Annotated in this window: 12 protein-coding genes and 1 tRNA gene; 2 read left to right on the top strand and 11 right to left on the bottom strand. The window is 40.0% G+C overall.

Annotation, left to right across the window (positions count from 1 at the left end; all coding sequences use genetic code 11):
* Window positions 1-43: 43 nt before the first annotated feature.
* A complete protein-coding gene (treC, locus tag STYK_RS01670; protein WP_261805119.1) occupies window positions 44-1,669 on the bottom strand; it encodes an alpha,alpha-phosphotrehalase in 1,626 nt (541 codons plus the stop codon).
* Between the two features lie 63 nt (window positions 1,670-1,732).
* Window positions 1,733-3,700 (bottom strand): PTS system trehalose-specific EIIBC component, encoded by a 1,968-nt coding sequence (treP, locus tag STYK_RS01665; RefSeq protein WP_223330200.1) that lies wholly within the window; start codon window positions 3,698-3,700, stop codon window positions 1,733-1,735.
* 184 nt (window positions 3,701-3,884) lie between these two features.
* Here treP and treR point away from each other — a divergent pair, with 184 nt between their 5' ends.
* Window positions 3,885-4,595 (top strand): trehalose operon repressor, encoded by a 711-nt coding sequence (treR, locus tag STYK_RS01660; protein WP_227325707.1) that lies wholly within the window; start codon window positions 3,885-3,887, stop codon window positions 4,593-4,595.
* A gap of 32 nt (window positions 4,596-4,627) precedes the next feature.
* On the opposite strand, the gene STYK_RS01655 is transcribed toward treR, so the two are convergent.
* The 8 genes from STYK_RS01655 to STYK_RS01620 form a co-directional block, all read right to left on the bottom strand.
* Window positions 4,628-5,431, bottom strand: coding sequence for an ABC transporter ATP-binding protein (locus STYK_RS01655; protein ID WP_000157668.1), 804 nt, complete (start codon window positions 5,429-5,431; stop codon window positions 4,628-4,630).
* Window positions 5,432-5,443: 12 nt separating this feature from the next.
* Window positions 5,444-6,337, bottom strand: a complete 894-nt coding sequence (locus STYK_RS01650; RefSeq protein WP_023947094.1) for an ABC transporter permease — start codon at window positions 6,335-6,337, stop codon at window positions 5,444-5,446.
* A gap of 11 nt (window positions 6,338-6,348) precedes the next feature.
* Entirely contained in the window at window positions 6,349-7,326 is a 978-nt protein-coding gene (locus STYK_RS01645) for an ABC transporter substrate-binding protein (RefSeq protein WP_000869840.1), read from the bottom strand.
* A 560-nt stretch (window positions 7,327-7,886) separates the two neighbouring features.
* Entirely contained in the window at window positions 7,887-8,813 is a 927-nt protein-coding gene (locus tag STYK_RS01640) for an ATP-binding cassette domain-containing protein (protein ID WP_001291284.1), read from the bottom strand.
* Between the two features lie 10 nt (window positions 8,814-8,823).
* The gene (locus STYK_RS01635; RefSeq protein ID WP_084927004.1) at window positions 8,824-9,891 is read right to left on the bottom strand and encodes an ABC transporter ATP-binding protein; all 1,068 of its coding nucleotides are present in this window, start codon (window positions 9,889-9,891) and stop codon (window positions 8,824-8,826) included.
* 8 nt (window positions 9,892-9,899) lie between these two features.
* On the bottom strand, window positions 9,900-10,826 hold the full coding sequence (gene oppC, locus STYK_RS01630) for an oligopeptide ABC transporter permease OppC (protein WP_004255894.1): 927 nt from the start codon (window positions 10,824-10,826) through the stop codon (window positions 9,900-9,902).
* Window positions 10,826-12,322 carry an ABC transporter permease gene (locus STYK_RS01625; RefSeq protein WP_261805118.1) on the bottom strand — a complete coding sequence of 499 codons (1,497 nt, stop codon included), beginning with the start codon at window positions 12,320-12,322 and terminating at the stop codon, window positions 10,826-10,828. The genes oppC and STYK_RS01625 overlap by 1 nt, the downstream gene beginning before the upstream one ends.
* Before the next feature lie 66 nt (window positions 12,323-12,388).
* Window positions 12,389-14,368 (bottom strand): peptide ABC transporter substrate-binding protein, encoded by a 1,980-nt coding sequence (locus STYK_RS01620; RefSeq protein WP_261805117.1) that lies wholly within the window; start codon window positions 14,366-14,368, stop codon window positions 12,389-12,391.
* A 303-nt stretch (window positions 14,369-14,671) separates the two neighbouring features.
* On the opposite strand from STYK_RS01620, the gene STYK_RS01615 reads away from it, so the two are divergent.
* Window positions 14,672-14,742 (top strand) — tRNA-Cys (locus tag STYK_RS01615).
* 198 nt (window positions 14,743-14,940) lie between these two features.
* Here the strand turns inward: STYK_RS01615 and STYK_RS01610 are convergent.
* Complete coding sequence (locus tag STYK_RS01610; RefSeq protein ID WP_261805116.1) at window positions 14,941-16,272, bottom strand: hemolysin family protein; 1,332 nt, start codon at window positions 16,270-16,272, stop codon at window positions 14,941-14,943.
* Window positions 16,273-16,371: the final 99 nt, after the last annotated feature.

The raw sequence follows: 16,371 nt of genomic DNA, 5'->3' as shown, positions 1-16,371 counted from the left end.
AAAAGAACCCTGCTTTTCTGCGAAAGAGAGCTCCTTACTGAGTTTAATTTACATGGATAGCCAGTGTTTGATAAGGTTTGAGTAGAATTTTTTCAGACACTTCTGCATCTTCATAGTTTGAAATCAAAATTCGTCCATTTTGGTAGGCTACTGATAAGTCGATTTCCACTTCTGTGGCATAAAAATTATTGAGCACTAGTAACTTTTGATCCTCATGCTGGCGTTCAAAAGCGTAGACTTGCTGACTGTCTTCAAAAGCTGGTTTGTAACTTCCTTCTGAGATGATAGGCATTTCTTTACGAAGTCGAATCAAGTCTTGGTAGAAGGTGAAAATCGGGCCTTGGATTTCATTTTCTACATTGATGTGAGGGGAGGATTTTCCTGCCTTGAGCCAAGGTGTCCCTACTGTAAATCCTGCATTTTCCGAAGCATCCCACTGCATGGGAATTCGTGAATTATCACGCGACTTAGCCTGAATAATCTGGAAGGCTTCTTCCTGACTCTTCCCTTCTTCTAAGAGCATCTGATAGGCATTGATGGACTCGACATCCACATAGTCAGCCATGGAATCATAGTCTGGGTCAACCATTCCGATTTCCTCGCCCATATAAATATAAGGTGTTCCACGTGACAGGTGAATGCTGGCTGCTAGCATGGTAGCCCCTTCCTTGCGAAAGTTCTGAATATCGACAAAACGGTTTAAAGCGCGTGGTTGGTCGTGATTGTTCCAGAAGAGAGCGCTCCACCCATCTTTATCACTCATCTCCTTGCACCAGCTATGATAAAGACTTTTCAACTCTTCAAAATCAAAGGGAGCCAAGGTCCACTTTTGTCCATCTTTGTAGTCCACCTTGAGGTGATGAAAATTAAATGTCATGGATAATTCCTGACGGTCAGGCGATGAATAGAGGACACAATTTTCCATAGTTGTAGAAGACATTTCCCCAACTGTCATAAAGCTATCGTCGGAACCAAAAGTGGCTTGATTCATCATACGCAAATAGTCATGAACGATGGGCTTGTCTGTGTAAGCTGGCTTTCCTTCATTTTCAGGACAATCCACTAAGACCTCGTCCTTGCCAATCAAATTGATCACATCAAATCGGAAACCTTTGACACCCTTATCGCGCCAAAAATTAACAACCTTGAAAAGCTCCTTACGGACATTGGGATTGCGCCAGTTAAGATCAGCCTGGGTCTCATCAAAGAGGTGAAGGTAGTATTTCCCTGTATTCCCAAAGGGCGCCCATGCAGAGCCACCAAACTTAGACTGCCAGTCTGTTGGTTGGTCTTGGATGAAGAAAAAGTCTTGATAATACTTGTCACCAGCTAGGGCTTTCTGAAACCATTCATGCTCTGTCGAACAATGATTGAGTACCATGTCCAGCATAAAGACAATCTTGTGCTCTTGACCGACACGCACCATTTCCTCAAAATCAGCCATATCACCAAAAAGAGGATCAACTGCCATATAATCTGAAATATCGTAACCATTATCCCGTTGAGGGCTTGGATAGAATGGATTGAGCCAGACCATATCCACGCCCAACTTGGCTAGATAGGGGATTTTTTCGATAATTCCACGTAAGTCCCCAATACCATTGCCAGTGGTGTCTTTGTAAGATTTTGGATAGATTTGATAGACTACTTTTCCTTTATCAAGTGTCATCTGTTTCTCCTTTTCTGATAAAAGGGAGGAAGCAGTCTTCCTTCCCTATTTGTGCTATTTTGATTAGATTCGTGTTGCGACCATGAGAGCTTCTCCAGCTTGGATTGTTGTCGGATAAGTTCCAGTGATGGTCGCTGTATAAGCATCTTGGTTGGTGATGATAACAGGAGTTTCTGTTACCAGGCCTGCGGCCTTAATGACATCCATATCAAAACGAATCAGTTTCTGACCAACTGTGACATGGTCTCCTTGGGCTACAAAACTTTCAAAACCTTTGCCATCCAGACCTACTGTATCCATACCGATGTGAATGAGCAATTCCACCCCCTCGTCAGAGACAATACCGATGGCATGCTTGGTAGGGAAAAGAACCGTAACTGTCCCATTGACTGGAGAAGTCAACTCACCTTGACTTGGTTCAATGACCAGACCTTGCCCCATGACACCTGAAGCAAAGACTGGATCAGTTGCTTGACTTAGTTCTTTTACTTGTCCTTCAAGTGGGCTAACAATTTCTACTGGAGTATGTTCTACTGGTTCATGGCTCACAAATTCTGCTTCTTCTTGTGCAACGAATTCTGCCTGCAAGTCTGTATCATCCTCAGTTTTTGTAAAGAAACCAGCCTTGCGGAAGAAGAAAGTCAAGAGCATTGGAACAAGAATAGCGACTAGCATAGTTCCTGCAAATGGCAGCATGTATTGAGGTTGAATAGAGAGGATACCTGGCAAACCACCGATACCAATAGAAGCCGCAGTCACATTAAAAGTAACGGATAACATGCCTGCAAGGGCTGAACCAGTCATTCCAGCTACAAATGGATAAATATATTTTACATTAACCCCAAAGAGGGCTGGTTCTGTGACACCGAGATAGGCTGAAATAGTGGCAGGAAGTGAAACCTGAGCCTCACGCTCATCATGACGGTGCATGAAATAGTAAGCAAATACGGCCGAACCTTGGGCAATATTAGAAAGAGCAATCATAGGCCAGAGGGCAGTTCCACCAGCATCTGCAATCAATTGTGTATCAATAGCATTGGTCATATGGTGCAGACCTGTAATGACAAATGGAGCGTAGAGGGCACCAAAAATTGCACCGAAGAGCCATTTAACAGGACCAGTTAATCCTGCCAAGACAACTGATGAAAGTCCTTGCCCGATTGTCCAACCGATTGGTCCCAAAACAGTATGAGCCAAAATCAAGGCTGGAATTAAAGACAAGAAAGGTACAAAAATCATAGAAATCACTTCTGGGATATGCTTGCGCCAGAAAATTTCAAGATAAGACAGACTCAAACCTGCAAGCAAGGCTGGGATAACTTGGGCTTGGTAACCGATACGATTAACAGTAAAATAGCCAAAATTCCAAACCCAGTTTGCTGCAATTTCTGATGCAGGTGTCGAAGCAACCGCATAGGCATTAAGCAACTGAGGAGAAACCAAACAGATTCCGAGCACAATTCCTAAAATCTGGCTGGTTCCCATCTTACGAGATACAGACCAAGTAATCCCTACTGGTAAGAACTGGAAGATAGCTTCACCAGGCAACCAGAGGAAGTGATTGACACCTGCCCAAAACTGAGAGGTTTCTGTGATGGTCTTACCATCCAACATAGACCAATGGACACCTTCCAAGACATTACGAAAACCGAGGATCAATCCACCAACAATCAAGGCTGGAATAATCGGAGTAAAGATTTCCGCCAGAGTGGTCATGACACGTTGGACCACGTTTTGATTACTCTTAGCTGCTGACTTGGCTGCTTCTTTAGAAACACCCTCAATGCCTGAAACAGCTGTAAAATCATTATAAAAGATGGGCACATCATTCCCAATAATCACCTGAAATTGACCTGCATTGGTAAAGGTTCCTTTAACAGCTGGAATTGACTCGATAGCCTTAACATTAGCCTTTTTATCATCTCCTAAAACAAACCGCATCCGTGTCGCACAGTGGGTTACGGCAGTCACATTTTCTTTGCCTCCAATTGCTTGAAGCAAATCTTTGGCTTCTTGTTCAAATTTTCCCATTTGATTCTCCTTATACTTGTCAAAGCAAGTTTGATTTGATAAGTATATTGTAAACGATACCAAACTTGTATGCAACTTGTTTGGCATAAAAAGAGAATTTTTTTGTCATTTTTCTGGGACTTGTATGGTAAAATAGATACAGGTGTTCATTAAACTAGACTAAAAAGCCATTTAAGGAAGCAAAATGAAGAAATACCAACGATTATTTAAGCAAATCCAAGAAACCATTCAAAACGAGACTTACGCTGTCGGAGAGTTCCTTCCTAGTGAGCACGACCTTATGAACCAGTATCAGGTAAGCCGTGATACCGTCCGAAAAGCCCTGTCTCTCCTCCAAGAGGAAGGATTGATCAAAAAGATAAGAGGGCAAGGTTCTCAAGTCGTCAAAGAAGAAACTGTCAATTTCCCTGTATCCAACCTAACCAGCTACCAAGAACTAGTTCAAGAACTTAGACTGCGCTCTAAAACCAACGTGGTCAGTCTGGACAAGATTATTATTGATAAAAAATCCTCACTAATAACTGGCTTCCCAGAGTTTCGTATGGTTTGGAAGGTGGTCCGCCAGCGTGTGGTGGATGATCTGGTATCCGTTCTGGATACGGACTATCTGGATATGGAACTAATCCCAAATATCACTCGCCAAATTGCTGAGCAGTCCATCTATTCTTATATAGAGGACGACCTCAAACTCCTTATTGATTATGCTCAAAAGGAAATAACCATTGACCACTCAAATGACAGAGACAAGATTCTCATGGACATAGGCAAAGACCCTTATGTCGTTTCAATCAAGTCAAAAGTCTATCTCCAAGACGGGCGCCAGTTTCAGTTTACTGAAAGCCGCCATAAACTCGAAAAATTCAGATTTGTAGATTTTGCAAAACGTAAGAAATAAAAGACTGAAACACTAGATTTCAGCCTTTTTCTTTATCCCAAAACCAATTCATCACTGACGAGGCTTTGGCCACTATTTTTCTGGAAGAGATGCATGAGGTCTTCAACTGTCAGATGCTTTTTCTCTTCTCCTTTGACATCAACCACTATCTTGCCTTGATAGAGCATAATGAGACGATTACCGTACTCAATCGCATGGTTCATATCGTGGGTAATCATCAGAGTAGTCAACTGATGGTGCTCCACAATCTTTTGCGTCAAATCCATCACCATTTGACTCGTTTTCGGGTCAAGGGCCGCAGTGTGTTCATCCAATAACAAGAGCTTAGGCTTCACCAAGGCTGCCATGACTAGGGTCAAGGCCTGTCTTTGTCCTCCTGAAAGGTATTGAGTATCTACTTTCAAGCGATTTTCAAGACCGATATTCAATTCTTTTAAGGCCTCTTGGAACTGGATTCTATCCTTCTCCTTCACGCCCCAACCAAGTCCTCTCTTCTGCCCACGTCTCAAGGCAATAGCCATATTCTCCTCAATCGTCAAACGAGAAGCTGTCCCCATCTTAGGATCTTGAAAAACACGGGCAATATCCTTGGCTCTCTTTCGTACACTCAGATTTTTAATGGATTTCCCTTCCAACAAAAGGTCCCCTTCGTCCACAGATAGATTTCCAGCCAAGATATTCATCAAAGTGGATTTCCCTGCGCCATTTCCACCAATCACAGAGATAAAATCTCCCTCTTCAACCTCTAAATCTAATCCTTTGAGGACATGGTTTTCATTGACCGTACCTGCTTCAAATGTTTTATGAATATTTTCAAGTGTTAACAAACTTGCCATAACTTTCTCCTCCTATTCATTTCTCAGTTTCAAACCACGAATCTTTAATCTCTTTTGCAACTCTGGTGCAAATAGAACCAAGGCTAACAAGATTGCATTAAAGAGACGAACCAAATTTTGATCTAGATTTGGAATTTCATAGATATTTAAAATAATCAAACGGTAAACAATAGCACCGATTCCGATGGATAACAAGCGACCTCCAATGGTCAAGTCGTGTATCAATACTTCTGCAATAATGACTGCACTCAAGCCAACAACGATGGTTCCTGTCCCAGAAGTCACATCTGAAAATCCATCATTTTGAGCGAACAAGGAACCACACAGGGCAATCAAACCATTTGAAATCATATAACCAACAATCTTCATGGTGTCTACATTGACCCCATTAGCCTCACTCATAGGAATATTGTCCCCAGTCGAACGCAAAACCAAGCCAATCTCCGTTTTCATCAAAAGAGTCAAGACCAAACAAACAAGTAAGAGACAAACCAAGCTGAGCGTGAAAACAGCTTCTTCAGTTGTCATCCCCAAGCTCGCTAATTGTTTAAAGACAGTTGAAGAATCTCCCAAGGAAAGATTAGGCACACTTCCCATGATTTTAATATTGATGGAATAAAGCCCTGTCAAGGTCACAATCCCTGTCAAGAGAGCTGGAATTTTCATCTTGGTATGGAGCATTCCTGATACAAGACCTGCTACCATACCTGCCAGCAAAGCAAGTAAGGTCGCAATCCAAGGATTTATCCCTGCCTGTATCTGAGATACGACGACAGCCGCCCCAAGTGGAAAGGCACCTTCAGCAGTCATATCCGCAATATCCAAAATACGGAAAGTCAAGTAAACCCCAATCGCCATAATCGACCACAATAAACCTTCTGATAAACTAGATAATACAAAATTCATCTTAAACCTCCTTATTCCTTGCCTTCTAACTTACTAATATCAATTCCCAATGCATCTGCCATTTCTTGATTTGTATGTAATTCCAGTTTTTCAGGCAACTCAACTGCTATATTTTCTGGCTTCTCACCTTTTAAGACACGAACCAGCATTCTTGCTGTCTGACGTCCCAATTCTTCATAATTGGTTCCGTAGTTATACAAGCCACCAACCGCAACCATTTCTGTTGAACCACCGAATACTGGAACCTTGTGTTTAATAGAAACCTGCTTGACTGTTTCCATGGTTGATGAAATGATATTATCCGTTGGTACAAAAACCATATCCACCTCTGCCATCAAGCTTTCTGCAGCCGCCTTGACGTTGTTACTGTCCAAGATTGTTTTTTCAACAACGGTAAAGCCTTTTTCTTCCAGAAGACGCTTAGCTTCATCCTTTTGGACAACTGAGTTTGGCTCACTCTGAGTATAAAGAATTCCAATTGTTTTAGCTTTTGGCAACACTTTCTTTATCAAATTGATTTGGGTTGAAATGGCATCTGATGACTGATCGCTTGTCCCAGTTACATTGCCCCCAGGATGCTCTCTTGACTCAACCAACTTGGCACTGACAGGATCTGTTACCGCTGAAAAGATAACAGGTGTCGTTTGTGTTGTATTGGCCAAGCTCTGAGCAGAAGGCGTTGCGATAGCTAGAACGACATCACTAGATTCTGCTAGTTGCTGGGAAATCGTTTTTAGATTTCGTTGTTCTCCCTGTGCATTTTGCAAATCAATCTCGATATTTTTCCCCTCAACATAGCCTTGCTTGGCTAGCTCATCCACAAACCCTTCTCTAGTAGCGTCTAAGGACTGGTGGGTAATAAATTGCGAAATACCGATACGAAACACATCTTTTTTCTTATCTGCCTTCAACTGATGCAAACTGATCAGAGAGGTCAAGAGAATTCCCACTACCAAGAGGGGTGCTAGTAATTTTCGAACAACTTTCATAATGAAACTCCTTCTCAGAAAAGATAATACTCAATGAAAATCAAAGAGCAAACTAGGAAACTAGCCGCAGGCTGTACTTGAGTACGGCAAGGCGACGTTGACGTGGTTTGAATTTGATTTTCGAAGAGTATAAAACAAAAAACCGCCTAGATAATACCTAAACGGATGCTTGAAATAATCTAACAAGTTACAACTTAGCTAGTCCATTTAGATATTCATCTATATGGACCACAATCAAAAATCTTAGCCACATAGATACAAACAAATTGCTTGAACTGTTTGCATCCATGGTGACATGTCTACAAACACTATCTAAAGTAGCTAAAGTAAAAGTTTTGATTCATCGTTGCAGCTTGTTTCTTATTCATTTCTTTTTCTGCTTTCTTTTTTGATGTTTCCTATCTTACCACCTTTTTCATCAGCTGTCAAGAATATTTCAGAATTTTTTAAAATTTTTCGAAAATTCTTTCAGGATACTTTCAAAGATTTTTTCAAATCAGTCCAACAAAAAAAGGTTTATAATTCCCATAAAAATTGATATGGAAATTATAAAACCATTATTAGTTTAACCCTTGTTGGTAACGCGCTAATTCGGCTTGGTTAGCCCAAACATAGTGACCTGGACGGATTTCTACCATAGATGGCTTATCAGTCTCATAGTCGTGTTGACTTGGGTCGTAAACCTTCAAGACCTTCTTACGTTCCAAGATTGGATCTGGGATTGGTACCGCTGAAAGCAAGGCTTGAGTATATGGATGAATTGGATTGTTAAACAATTCTTCTGTTTCTGCAACCTCTACAATAACACCCTTGTAAATAACTGCGATACGATCTGAAATAAAGCGAACGACAGACAAGTCATGGGCGATGAAGAGATAGGTCAAACCAAGTTCTTTTTGGAATTTTTTGAGCAAGTTCAAGACTTGAGCACGCACAGAAACGTCCAAGGCTGAAATGGGCTCATCCGCAATAACAAAGTCTGGTTGCATGACCAAGGCACGGGCAATACCGATACGTTGACGTTGACCACCTGAGAATTCATGAGGGTAACGAGTCAAGTGCTCAGCAAGAAGCCCCACTTCACGGATAATATTTTTAACTTTCTCTTTACGTTCTTCTTCATCCTTGAACAGATGATGATTGTAAAGACCTTCAGAAATAATATAATCAACAGTCGCACGTTCATTCAAACTTGCGGCAGGATCTTGAAAAATCATCTGGATACGACGAATCAATTCTGCAGCTTGTTCACGCGATTTCTTACCATTAATCTTTTGACCATCAAAAATGATATCCCCATTACTTGTATCATTAAGACCGATGATGGCACGACCAATAGTTGTTTTCCCACTACCTGACTCACCTACAAGCGAGAAAGTTTCTCCCTTGTTGATAAAGAAGTTAGCATTTTTAACTGCGACAAACTTCTTACTTCCTTCACCGAAGGAAATTTCTAAATCTTTGATTTCTACTAATTTTTCAGACATTTCCTTCCTCCTAGTCAGCCAGATGGGCAAATCCCATTTTTTCACGAATCTTATCATGAAGATTTGCAATCACAGCTGGTTTTTCTACTTTTGGAGCATCCTCATGAAGTAGCCAAGTTTTAGCCCAATGTGTCTCTGATACTGAGAATTGAGGAGCTTTTTGTTCGAAGTCAATTTGCATTGCATAGTCAGAACGCAAGGCAAAGGCATCCCCTTTCAGGTCAGTATAAAGTGACGGAGGTGTTCCTGGGATTGAGTAAAGATCCCCTTTATCATCAGCAAGCTGAGGCAAGCTAGACAAGAGACTCCATGTATATGGATGGCGAGGGTCATAGAAGACTTCCTCAACAGTTCCATACTCAACGATTTCTCCTGCATACATAACCGCTACCTTATCTGCAATACTTGCCACCACACCAAGGTCGTGGGTGATAAAGATTGTTGTGAAATGGTACTCGTTTTGTAAAGATTTCAACAAATCAATAATCTGAGCTTGGATGGTCACATCCAAGGCAGTCGTTGGCTCATCACAAATCAAGACATCAGGTCGGCAGGCAAGAGCAATCGCAATAACGATACGTTGACGCATTCCTCCAGAATATTGGAATGGGTATTCATCAAAACGTCTATCTGCATCTGGAATCCCAACCTTATTCATGTAGTCAATGGCCAATTCTTTCGCTTCTTTAGCTGTTTTTCCTTGGTGTTTTACAATAACTTCTGTAATCTGACTACCAATTGTTTTAATTGGGTCCAAACTAGTCATTGGATCTTGGAAGATAGTCGCAATCTTAGCGCCACGAATTTGTTCCCAATCCTTGTGAGAAGATAAAGCTGTCAAATCTTGACCACGGTAGTCAATGCCACCTTGGGCAATGCGACCATTTTCTTCAAGCATACCTGTGAAAGTCTTTGTCAAAACAGATTTTCCTGATCCTGACTCACCTACCAAGGCTAATACTTCTCCTTCAACTAGTTCAAGGGAAACGCCGCGAATGGCTGTCAATACTTTGTCACGAACGTCAAATTCCACGACAATATCGCGAGCAGTCAAAATTACATTTTTTTCTTTTGTCATTTCTACTCCTATCTATGTGTACGTGGATCACTAGCATCCGCTAAGTTTTGACCAACTACGAAAAGGGATAAGGATACCAAGACAAGAGTTGTCAATGGAATCCAGAAGAGGTATGCATTTGTCGTTACGTTCTGAGAGTAATCTGAAATCAAACGACCTAAACTTGGAACTGTAATCGGCAATCCAAGTCCAAAGAATGAAAGGAAAGCTTCGTATGAGATAAAGGCTGGAAGCATTTGAGATGTCGTCGTAACGATAACAGATACCAATTGTGGCATAATGTTTTTTACAACAATCTTAAAGGTTGGTGTTCCAAGTGTACGTGAAGCAAGGTTATACTCCAAGTCACGATAACGCATGATCTGAATACGAATTGAGTAAGCAATACCAATCCAAGTAGTCACACTCATAGCAAAAATCAGATTCCAGAATCCAGCTCCGATTGAGTAAGTCAAGACAATGACAATCAAAAGAGATGGGATGTTTGAGATGACATTATAAACTTCCATCATCACACGGTCAACTGATTTTGAAATTCCCCAAATACCACCGACAAAAACACCGATAACCAAGTTAATCACTGTCGCAATCACAGAAATGAGGATAGAGTTACGAGCTCCGAACCAGACACCGTCAAAGAGAGATTTACCGTTACTGTCTGTACCGAACCAATGCTCAGCATTTGGCTTGATATAACGAGCACTAAAGTCGTTTACTTTGCTGACATCATTGAAATCAAACTTAGAAAACATTGGGTAGATGAAACTCATCAAAATGATAGCTACCAAGATTCCCAACATGACTACAGTTGATTTCTTCTTCATAAATTGTCTAAACACTGAGCCCCAGTATGAATAGGCTGGCGCATCAATGGCTTCAGAGGCAAAATCGTCACGTTTTACGAACTGAAATTTTTCTTTATCGATTGTAGACATTATTTGCCTCCTTTCTCAGTCAATTTAATACGTGGGTCAATAATAGTCATCCAAATATCTCCCAAAAGAAGTGAGAAGATAGAAATACATGTAAAGATGAAGACAAGACCTACGACCATAGAGTTATTAGATGCTTTTACAGAGTCAATCAACATTTTACCCATACCTGGGAAGGCGAAGACTGTTTCAGTAAGAGTTGCACCACCGATAACTCCGATAACGGCACCAGGAATACCTGAAACCAAAGGAACCATTGCGTTTTTAAAGATATGTTTGTTTGAAATTTCTTTTTCAGACAAACCTTTGGCACGAGCAAAACGAACGAAGTCTTGAGATTGCAAATCAATCATGTAACGACGAATCCAGATAGCTGTACTTGGTGCTCCTAGCAACCCTAGAATAACTGCTGGCAAGACATAAGAACGCCAATCTCCAGCACCCAAGATAGGGAACGAATCTGGAAGACCAATAGATGATCCAATCAAACGAACAATATAAACCAAAGCAATCGTTGGAAGAGCAAGCAAGAAGGTCAAAGCACCTGTCGAGAAGCTATCAATCCAAGTATTCTTGTGGCGAGCCATAGCAGACCCAAGAGGGATTGCAATAGCATACGAAATAATCAAACCAATTAATCCAGCAACAGCAGAGCTTGCAATCATTGATGGATACTGATAGTTGCTCTCTGTAGCTGTATACGGATCATTTTTACCATAGTTGGCTACCTCACGAGCGTCTGCCTGACTAGGTGATTTATAAGTACGTGAGTAAATATCTACAGATGAAGTCTTCTTACCAGTAGGGAATTGAACTTGTCCAGTCTTTGTTTGTCCTTGACCTTGTGTAATGACTTGAAGTACGGGAGTGTTTGCATAAGTTGGGTAAGAATCACCTAAATTAACATTCACAAAGTTTTGGTGTACAAATGGGAATTGGTTGTTAAAATACAACAGATACTTATGTTTTGTACCTGAACCAACCAACGACCATCCAATAGCAGGGTCATTTTCAAAGCGAAGATAGCGTTCTAAGTTTGGATTTTCAGGGTCTTGTATCTTGTTTGTATGATCAATATCAAGCAAGTTAGCATAGAATTTGAAAACACGTTCAAAAATTGGAATTTCACGCGTAGCATAGAACTGACCACTCTCTGAAAATACACCTAGTGTCCAACCATTACCTAATTGATTAATGTATTTTTCATAAATCGCTTTATTGCTATCATTAGCATCAACTGTTACCGATGAGTCTAATTTACTAGCTTTTTCTTGCAGCTCCTTGGTATCGTAATACTCGATATAGCCCATACGCTCATAAACAGTATTTTCATAGTTATCTCGTTTATCTGGAGTAGTTGCAATCTTATTATAGTTGGTATCCTGTTTAAAAATCAATTTACGAGGTACCATCGTATAGATAATCGTGTAGGTTAAAGTTGTCACCAAGAAAATAGACAACAATGAACGCAAGACACGCATAAAAATATATTTCTTCATATCGTTTCCTTTTTAAATCCCAAAAGAACCTTCTCCTCATGGAGAGAAAGTTCTCTTGAGAGTTATTTATTTAACGTGTTTAGTCAATTCTTTTTGAACTTTTTCGTTTGATTCTTTTTTCTCTTTGAGCCATTTCTCACGAGCTTGTTCATAATCAGCCTTTGTTACAACCTTATCTTGTAACTGAACATATTTGAAGTAGACATCTGAAGCTTTATCTCCAGATTGGCTATAAGAAGCTGAGAATGGTACAACACGAGAAATAAATGGTGCAGCACCACTAGAAGACATAGCTGGTAAGAAGAGTGAGCTGTCTGTCAACCAAGCTTGAGCAGCAGCATATTTTTCATAACGCTTGTTAAGATCACTTGTTTCTTTTCCAGCTTCATCAAGCAATTTATCGTAATCTTTCATACCAACTTTTGCTGTAGCTGCATTTGATGGGTCATCATAGCCCATATAAGTTTTCGTTTGCTCACTATTAGTTGATTTAAGGATGTCAAGATAAGTTGATGGATCTTCATAGTCAGGATTCCATCCAACAGCACCTGAAAGATCCCAATCCTCAGCCGCCGCATTAGCAGCATAATAAGTCACATTAAAGAATTCATCTTTAGAAATTTGTTGAATATCGACGACAACATTTGCTTCGCCTAAAACTTTTTCAACTGATTGTTTGAACGACTGAATACGTGCAATATAGTTTTTAGACGTTTGGTCTACTGGAACATCCAAATGGATAGGGAATTTCACACCTTCTGCTTCCAGAGCAGTTTTAGCTTTAGCAAATTCTGCTTTAGCTTTGTCAGCATTAAAGAGACCGTCTTGACCATCAGCAAAGTTTACATTTTTCCACTCGTCTCCATAAGTCGTAACTTTTTCAGCAACCAAGTCACCGAAAGTTTTTTCACCTGCAGAAACAAAGTCCGGTTTCACAAATAGGTTACGAACTGCTAGAGGAGCACCTTCTTTACCGTTAACTTGAGCAGAATAAGCTGTACGATCAAAGGCAAAGTTCAAGGCTTGGCGGAAGTCTTTGTTAAGAAGAGCTTTCTTAGTAGATGTTTTCTCATCATCTGTTGTTTTAGAGGTATATTTGTAATTTTGACGATCGATATTTACACCTAAACCTCCGACACCAGCTCCTGATGGAGTGTAGAAAATATTATCCTTGTATGACTCCTCTACTTTTGAGAAGTTTGAACTTGTTGGGTAAAGACGAGCAAAACTATAAGCTCCACTTGTAAAATTACGTTCAAGTGATTCTTGGTCTGAACCATCAAAGTATGCAAGTGTGACTGTATCTAAATGAACATTCTCTTTATCCCAGTACTGCTCATTCTTAGCAAATTCGATAGAAGATTTAGCAGTCAAACCTTTAAGCAAGAAAGGTCCGTTATAAAGTAAGGATGTAGGATCTGTTGCTTTAGCAAAATCAGAACCTTTTGATTTTTCAAATTCTTCGTTTAACGGCCAGAAAATTGAGTAAGCCATCTTAGAATTCCAGTATGGTTCTGGTTGATTCAAAGTATACTCAAGAGTATAATCATCAACCGCTTTAATACCTACTGTAGAGAAATCTTTTGAATTACCTGTCAAATAGTCAGATAGACCCTTAACAGAAGTTTCAGCTAGGTAAAGCGCTTCTGATTTTTTATCTGCCGCATGTTTCAATCCATTCACGAAATCTTTAGCAGTCACTTCAGCATATTCTTCGCCATCAGATGTCATCCATTTTACACCTTTACGAATTTTGTAGGTATAAGTCAATCCATCTTTTGATACAGACCAGTCTTCTGCAACCGCAGGAGTCAAGTTCCCATATTTGTCATTTGTAAAGAGGCCATCGATTCCGTTTGAAGTAGCCACTTTCGTACTCTGTTTTCCAGAGATAAGATAGTCCAATGTTTCTGGATCAGCTGAATAAACATAGCCGTAGGCTTTTGGAGCTGTCGAATCAGATGATTTCGAATTTCCACAAGCAACTAACACACCTGTTGCTAATAAAGCAATTCCTGCTGCAACAAATACTCTACTTTTTTTCATGTTTGTAACTCCTATTGAAAAATTTTAGCATATTGGAAATTATAACATATATCTTCTAAAAAGTAAACGAATTTTCAGAATATTTAGGCGTATTTCTACCAAAAAAATTTTATTTGTCAAGTTTTTTCACTTTTTCATCTCATTTCATGAAAAAGTTACTCTAAATAGCTACCTAAAAACCTTTAAATTCATACTTTCCTTACATTTTTATTTATAGACATAAAACTCATTTTTGTAAACTATTTTTTTGATTAAGAAACTATTGACGTAGAGAAATTTTCAAGGTATAATAGTAAGAGTTATGGCGGTATAGCCAAGTGGTAAGGCACGGCTCTGCAAAAGCTTGATCGTCGGTTCAAATCCGTCTACCGCCTTCTATAACTTGATTTATCAAGTTGCAAATGAATAGAAAGCCCAATTTAAAGGGCTTTTTTCTTTTTCTTCAAATAATTAAAGGATAGATTTAAAGAACTTTTGGAGCAAGTTTGGAGCTGAGTTTTTTCGAGGACACAATTCCCTTTCGAAATCAACTGAAAAAAGCTTCGTCACACCTGGTGACAAAAGCCTCTAGTTTACTCTGTTTCTTCTTCTATTTCAAATTCTGTGATCTGGACTTTTACTTTGGTAACACGTCCATTTTTCACTTTATCATTGGTTAGGATAAGCTGTTTGTTTTGGCTGACCAATTCATAGCTGAGTTTCTCAGTCGTTGGAATGGTCCCAACTCCTGTCAAATAATAACCAGCGATGGTATCAACGTCATCACTTTCCAGTTCAACATCAAAGTAGTCATTGAAATCATTGAGATTCATGGTACCTTGAACGATATAAGTATCTTCTCCAATTTTATGAACTTCGATTTCAGCCTTATCTGTTTCGTCATCGATTTCCCCAACGATTTCCTCTAAGAGGTCTTCCAGGGTCACCAAACCAGCCATCCCACCGTATTCATCTAGCAAGATTGCCATTTGTCTTTGGGTATTGCGCAATTCTTTTAACAAGTCATCCACAAAAATAGTTTCAGGAACAAAAAGTGGATCTTGTAAGATTTTCTTCCAAACAATATTGTCAAAACCGTCCACAAAGCCCGCCTTAAGGAGACTCTTGGTGTGAATGATCCCAATCACATTGTCCTTATCCCCATCATAGACAGGGATACGAGAATAATTTTGTTTTAAAATACTTTGGATGATGGTTTGACTATCATCCTGAATATCGACCATGAAGGCATCCGTTCGAGGAACCATGACTTCTCTGGCCATTAATTCGTCCAGTGAAAAAATCCCTTGTAACATCTCAATTTCGTCAGCATCTAGTGTTTCTTCACTATTGGTCAGCATGTACTCAATTTCATCACGGGTCATTTTTTCGTCAGCATCGTCAAAGGTCATCGGAGTCAAGCGACTCAAGAGATTGGTAGATGCAGATAAGAGCCAAACAAAGGGACTAACTAGTTTCCCCAGCCCAATGATAACTGGCGCTGTACGAATCGCCAAGGCATCCTTTAGATTAAGAGCGATTCTCTTAGGGTACAATTCCCCAAAAACGATGGAAATATAAGTCAAAAATGCTAAAGATAGAAAACTTGCTACGGCATAAGCTGTTTCGCCATTTCCAAGCCAAGATGCAATTTCTCGTCCCAGAGTTTCTGCCAAACTCGCCCCTGATAAGATTGTAATCAGGGTAATCCCTACTTGAATGGTTGATAAAAAGTGGTTAGGATTTTCTAGTACCTTCAGCAGACGGATATAGCGTCTATCTCCTTCTTCTGCCTTTTGTTCAACCCGCGCACGATTTAGTGACACCATGGCCATTTCTGTGGCTGAGAAAAAGGCATTTAACACCGTCAAGATAAACAATAAAACAAATTGTAGCAACAAATTCTGACTACTTGGGTCTTCCATAGTTCTTCTCCTAAAATAGTATCTTACCGTCTATTATATCACAAAATATAGTCCAGTACATATTATTTTTTCTCAGTGTCTATTCTAGTTCTACTTAAA

This window comes from Streptococcus toyakuensis (genome assembly GCF_024346585.1).
GTDB lineage: Bacteria > Bacillota > Bacilli > Lactobacillales > Streptococcaceae > Streptococcus > Streptococcus toyakuensis.
The sequence above is the reverse complement of the archived record's forward strand: the minus strand, read 5'-3'. Positions and strand labels throughout refer to the sequence as shown.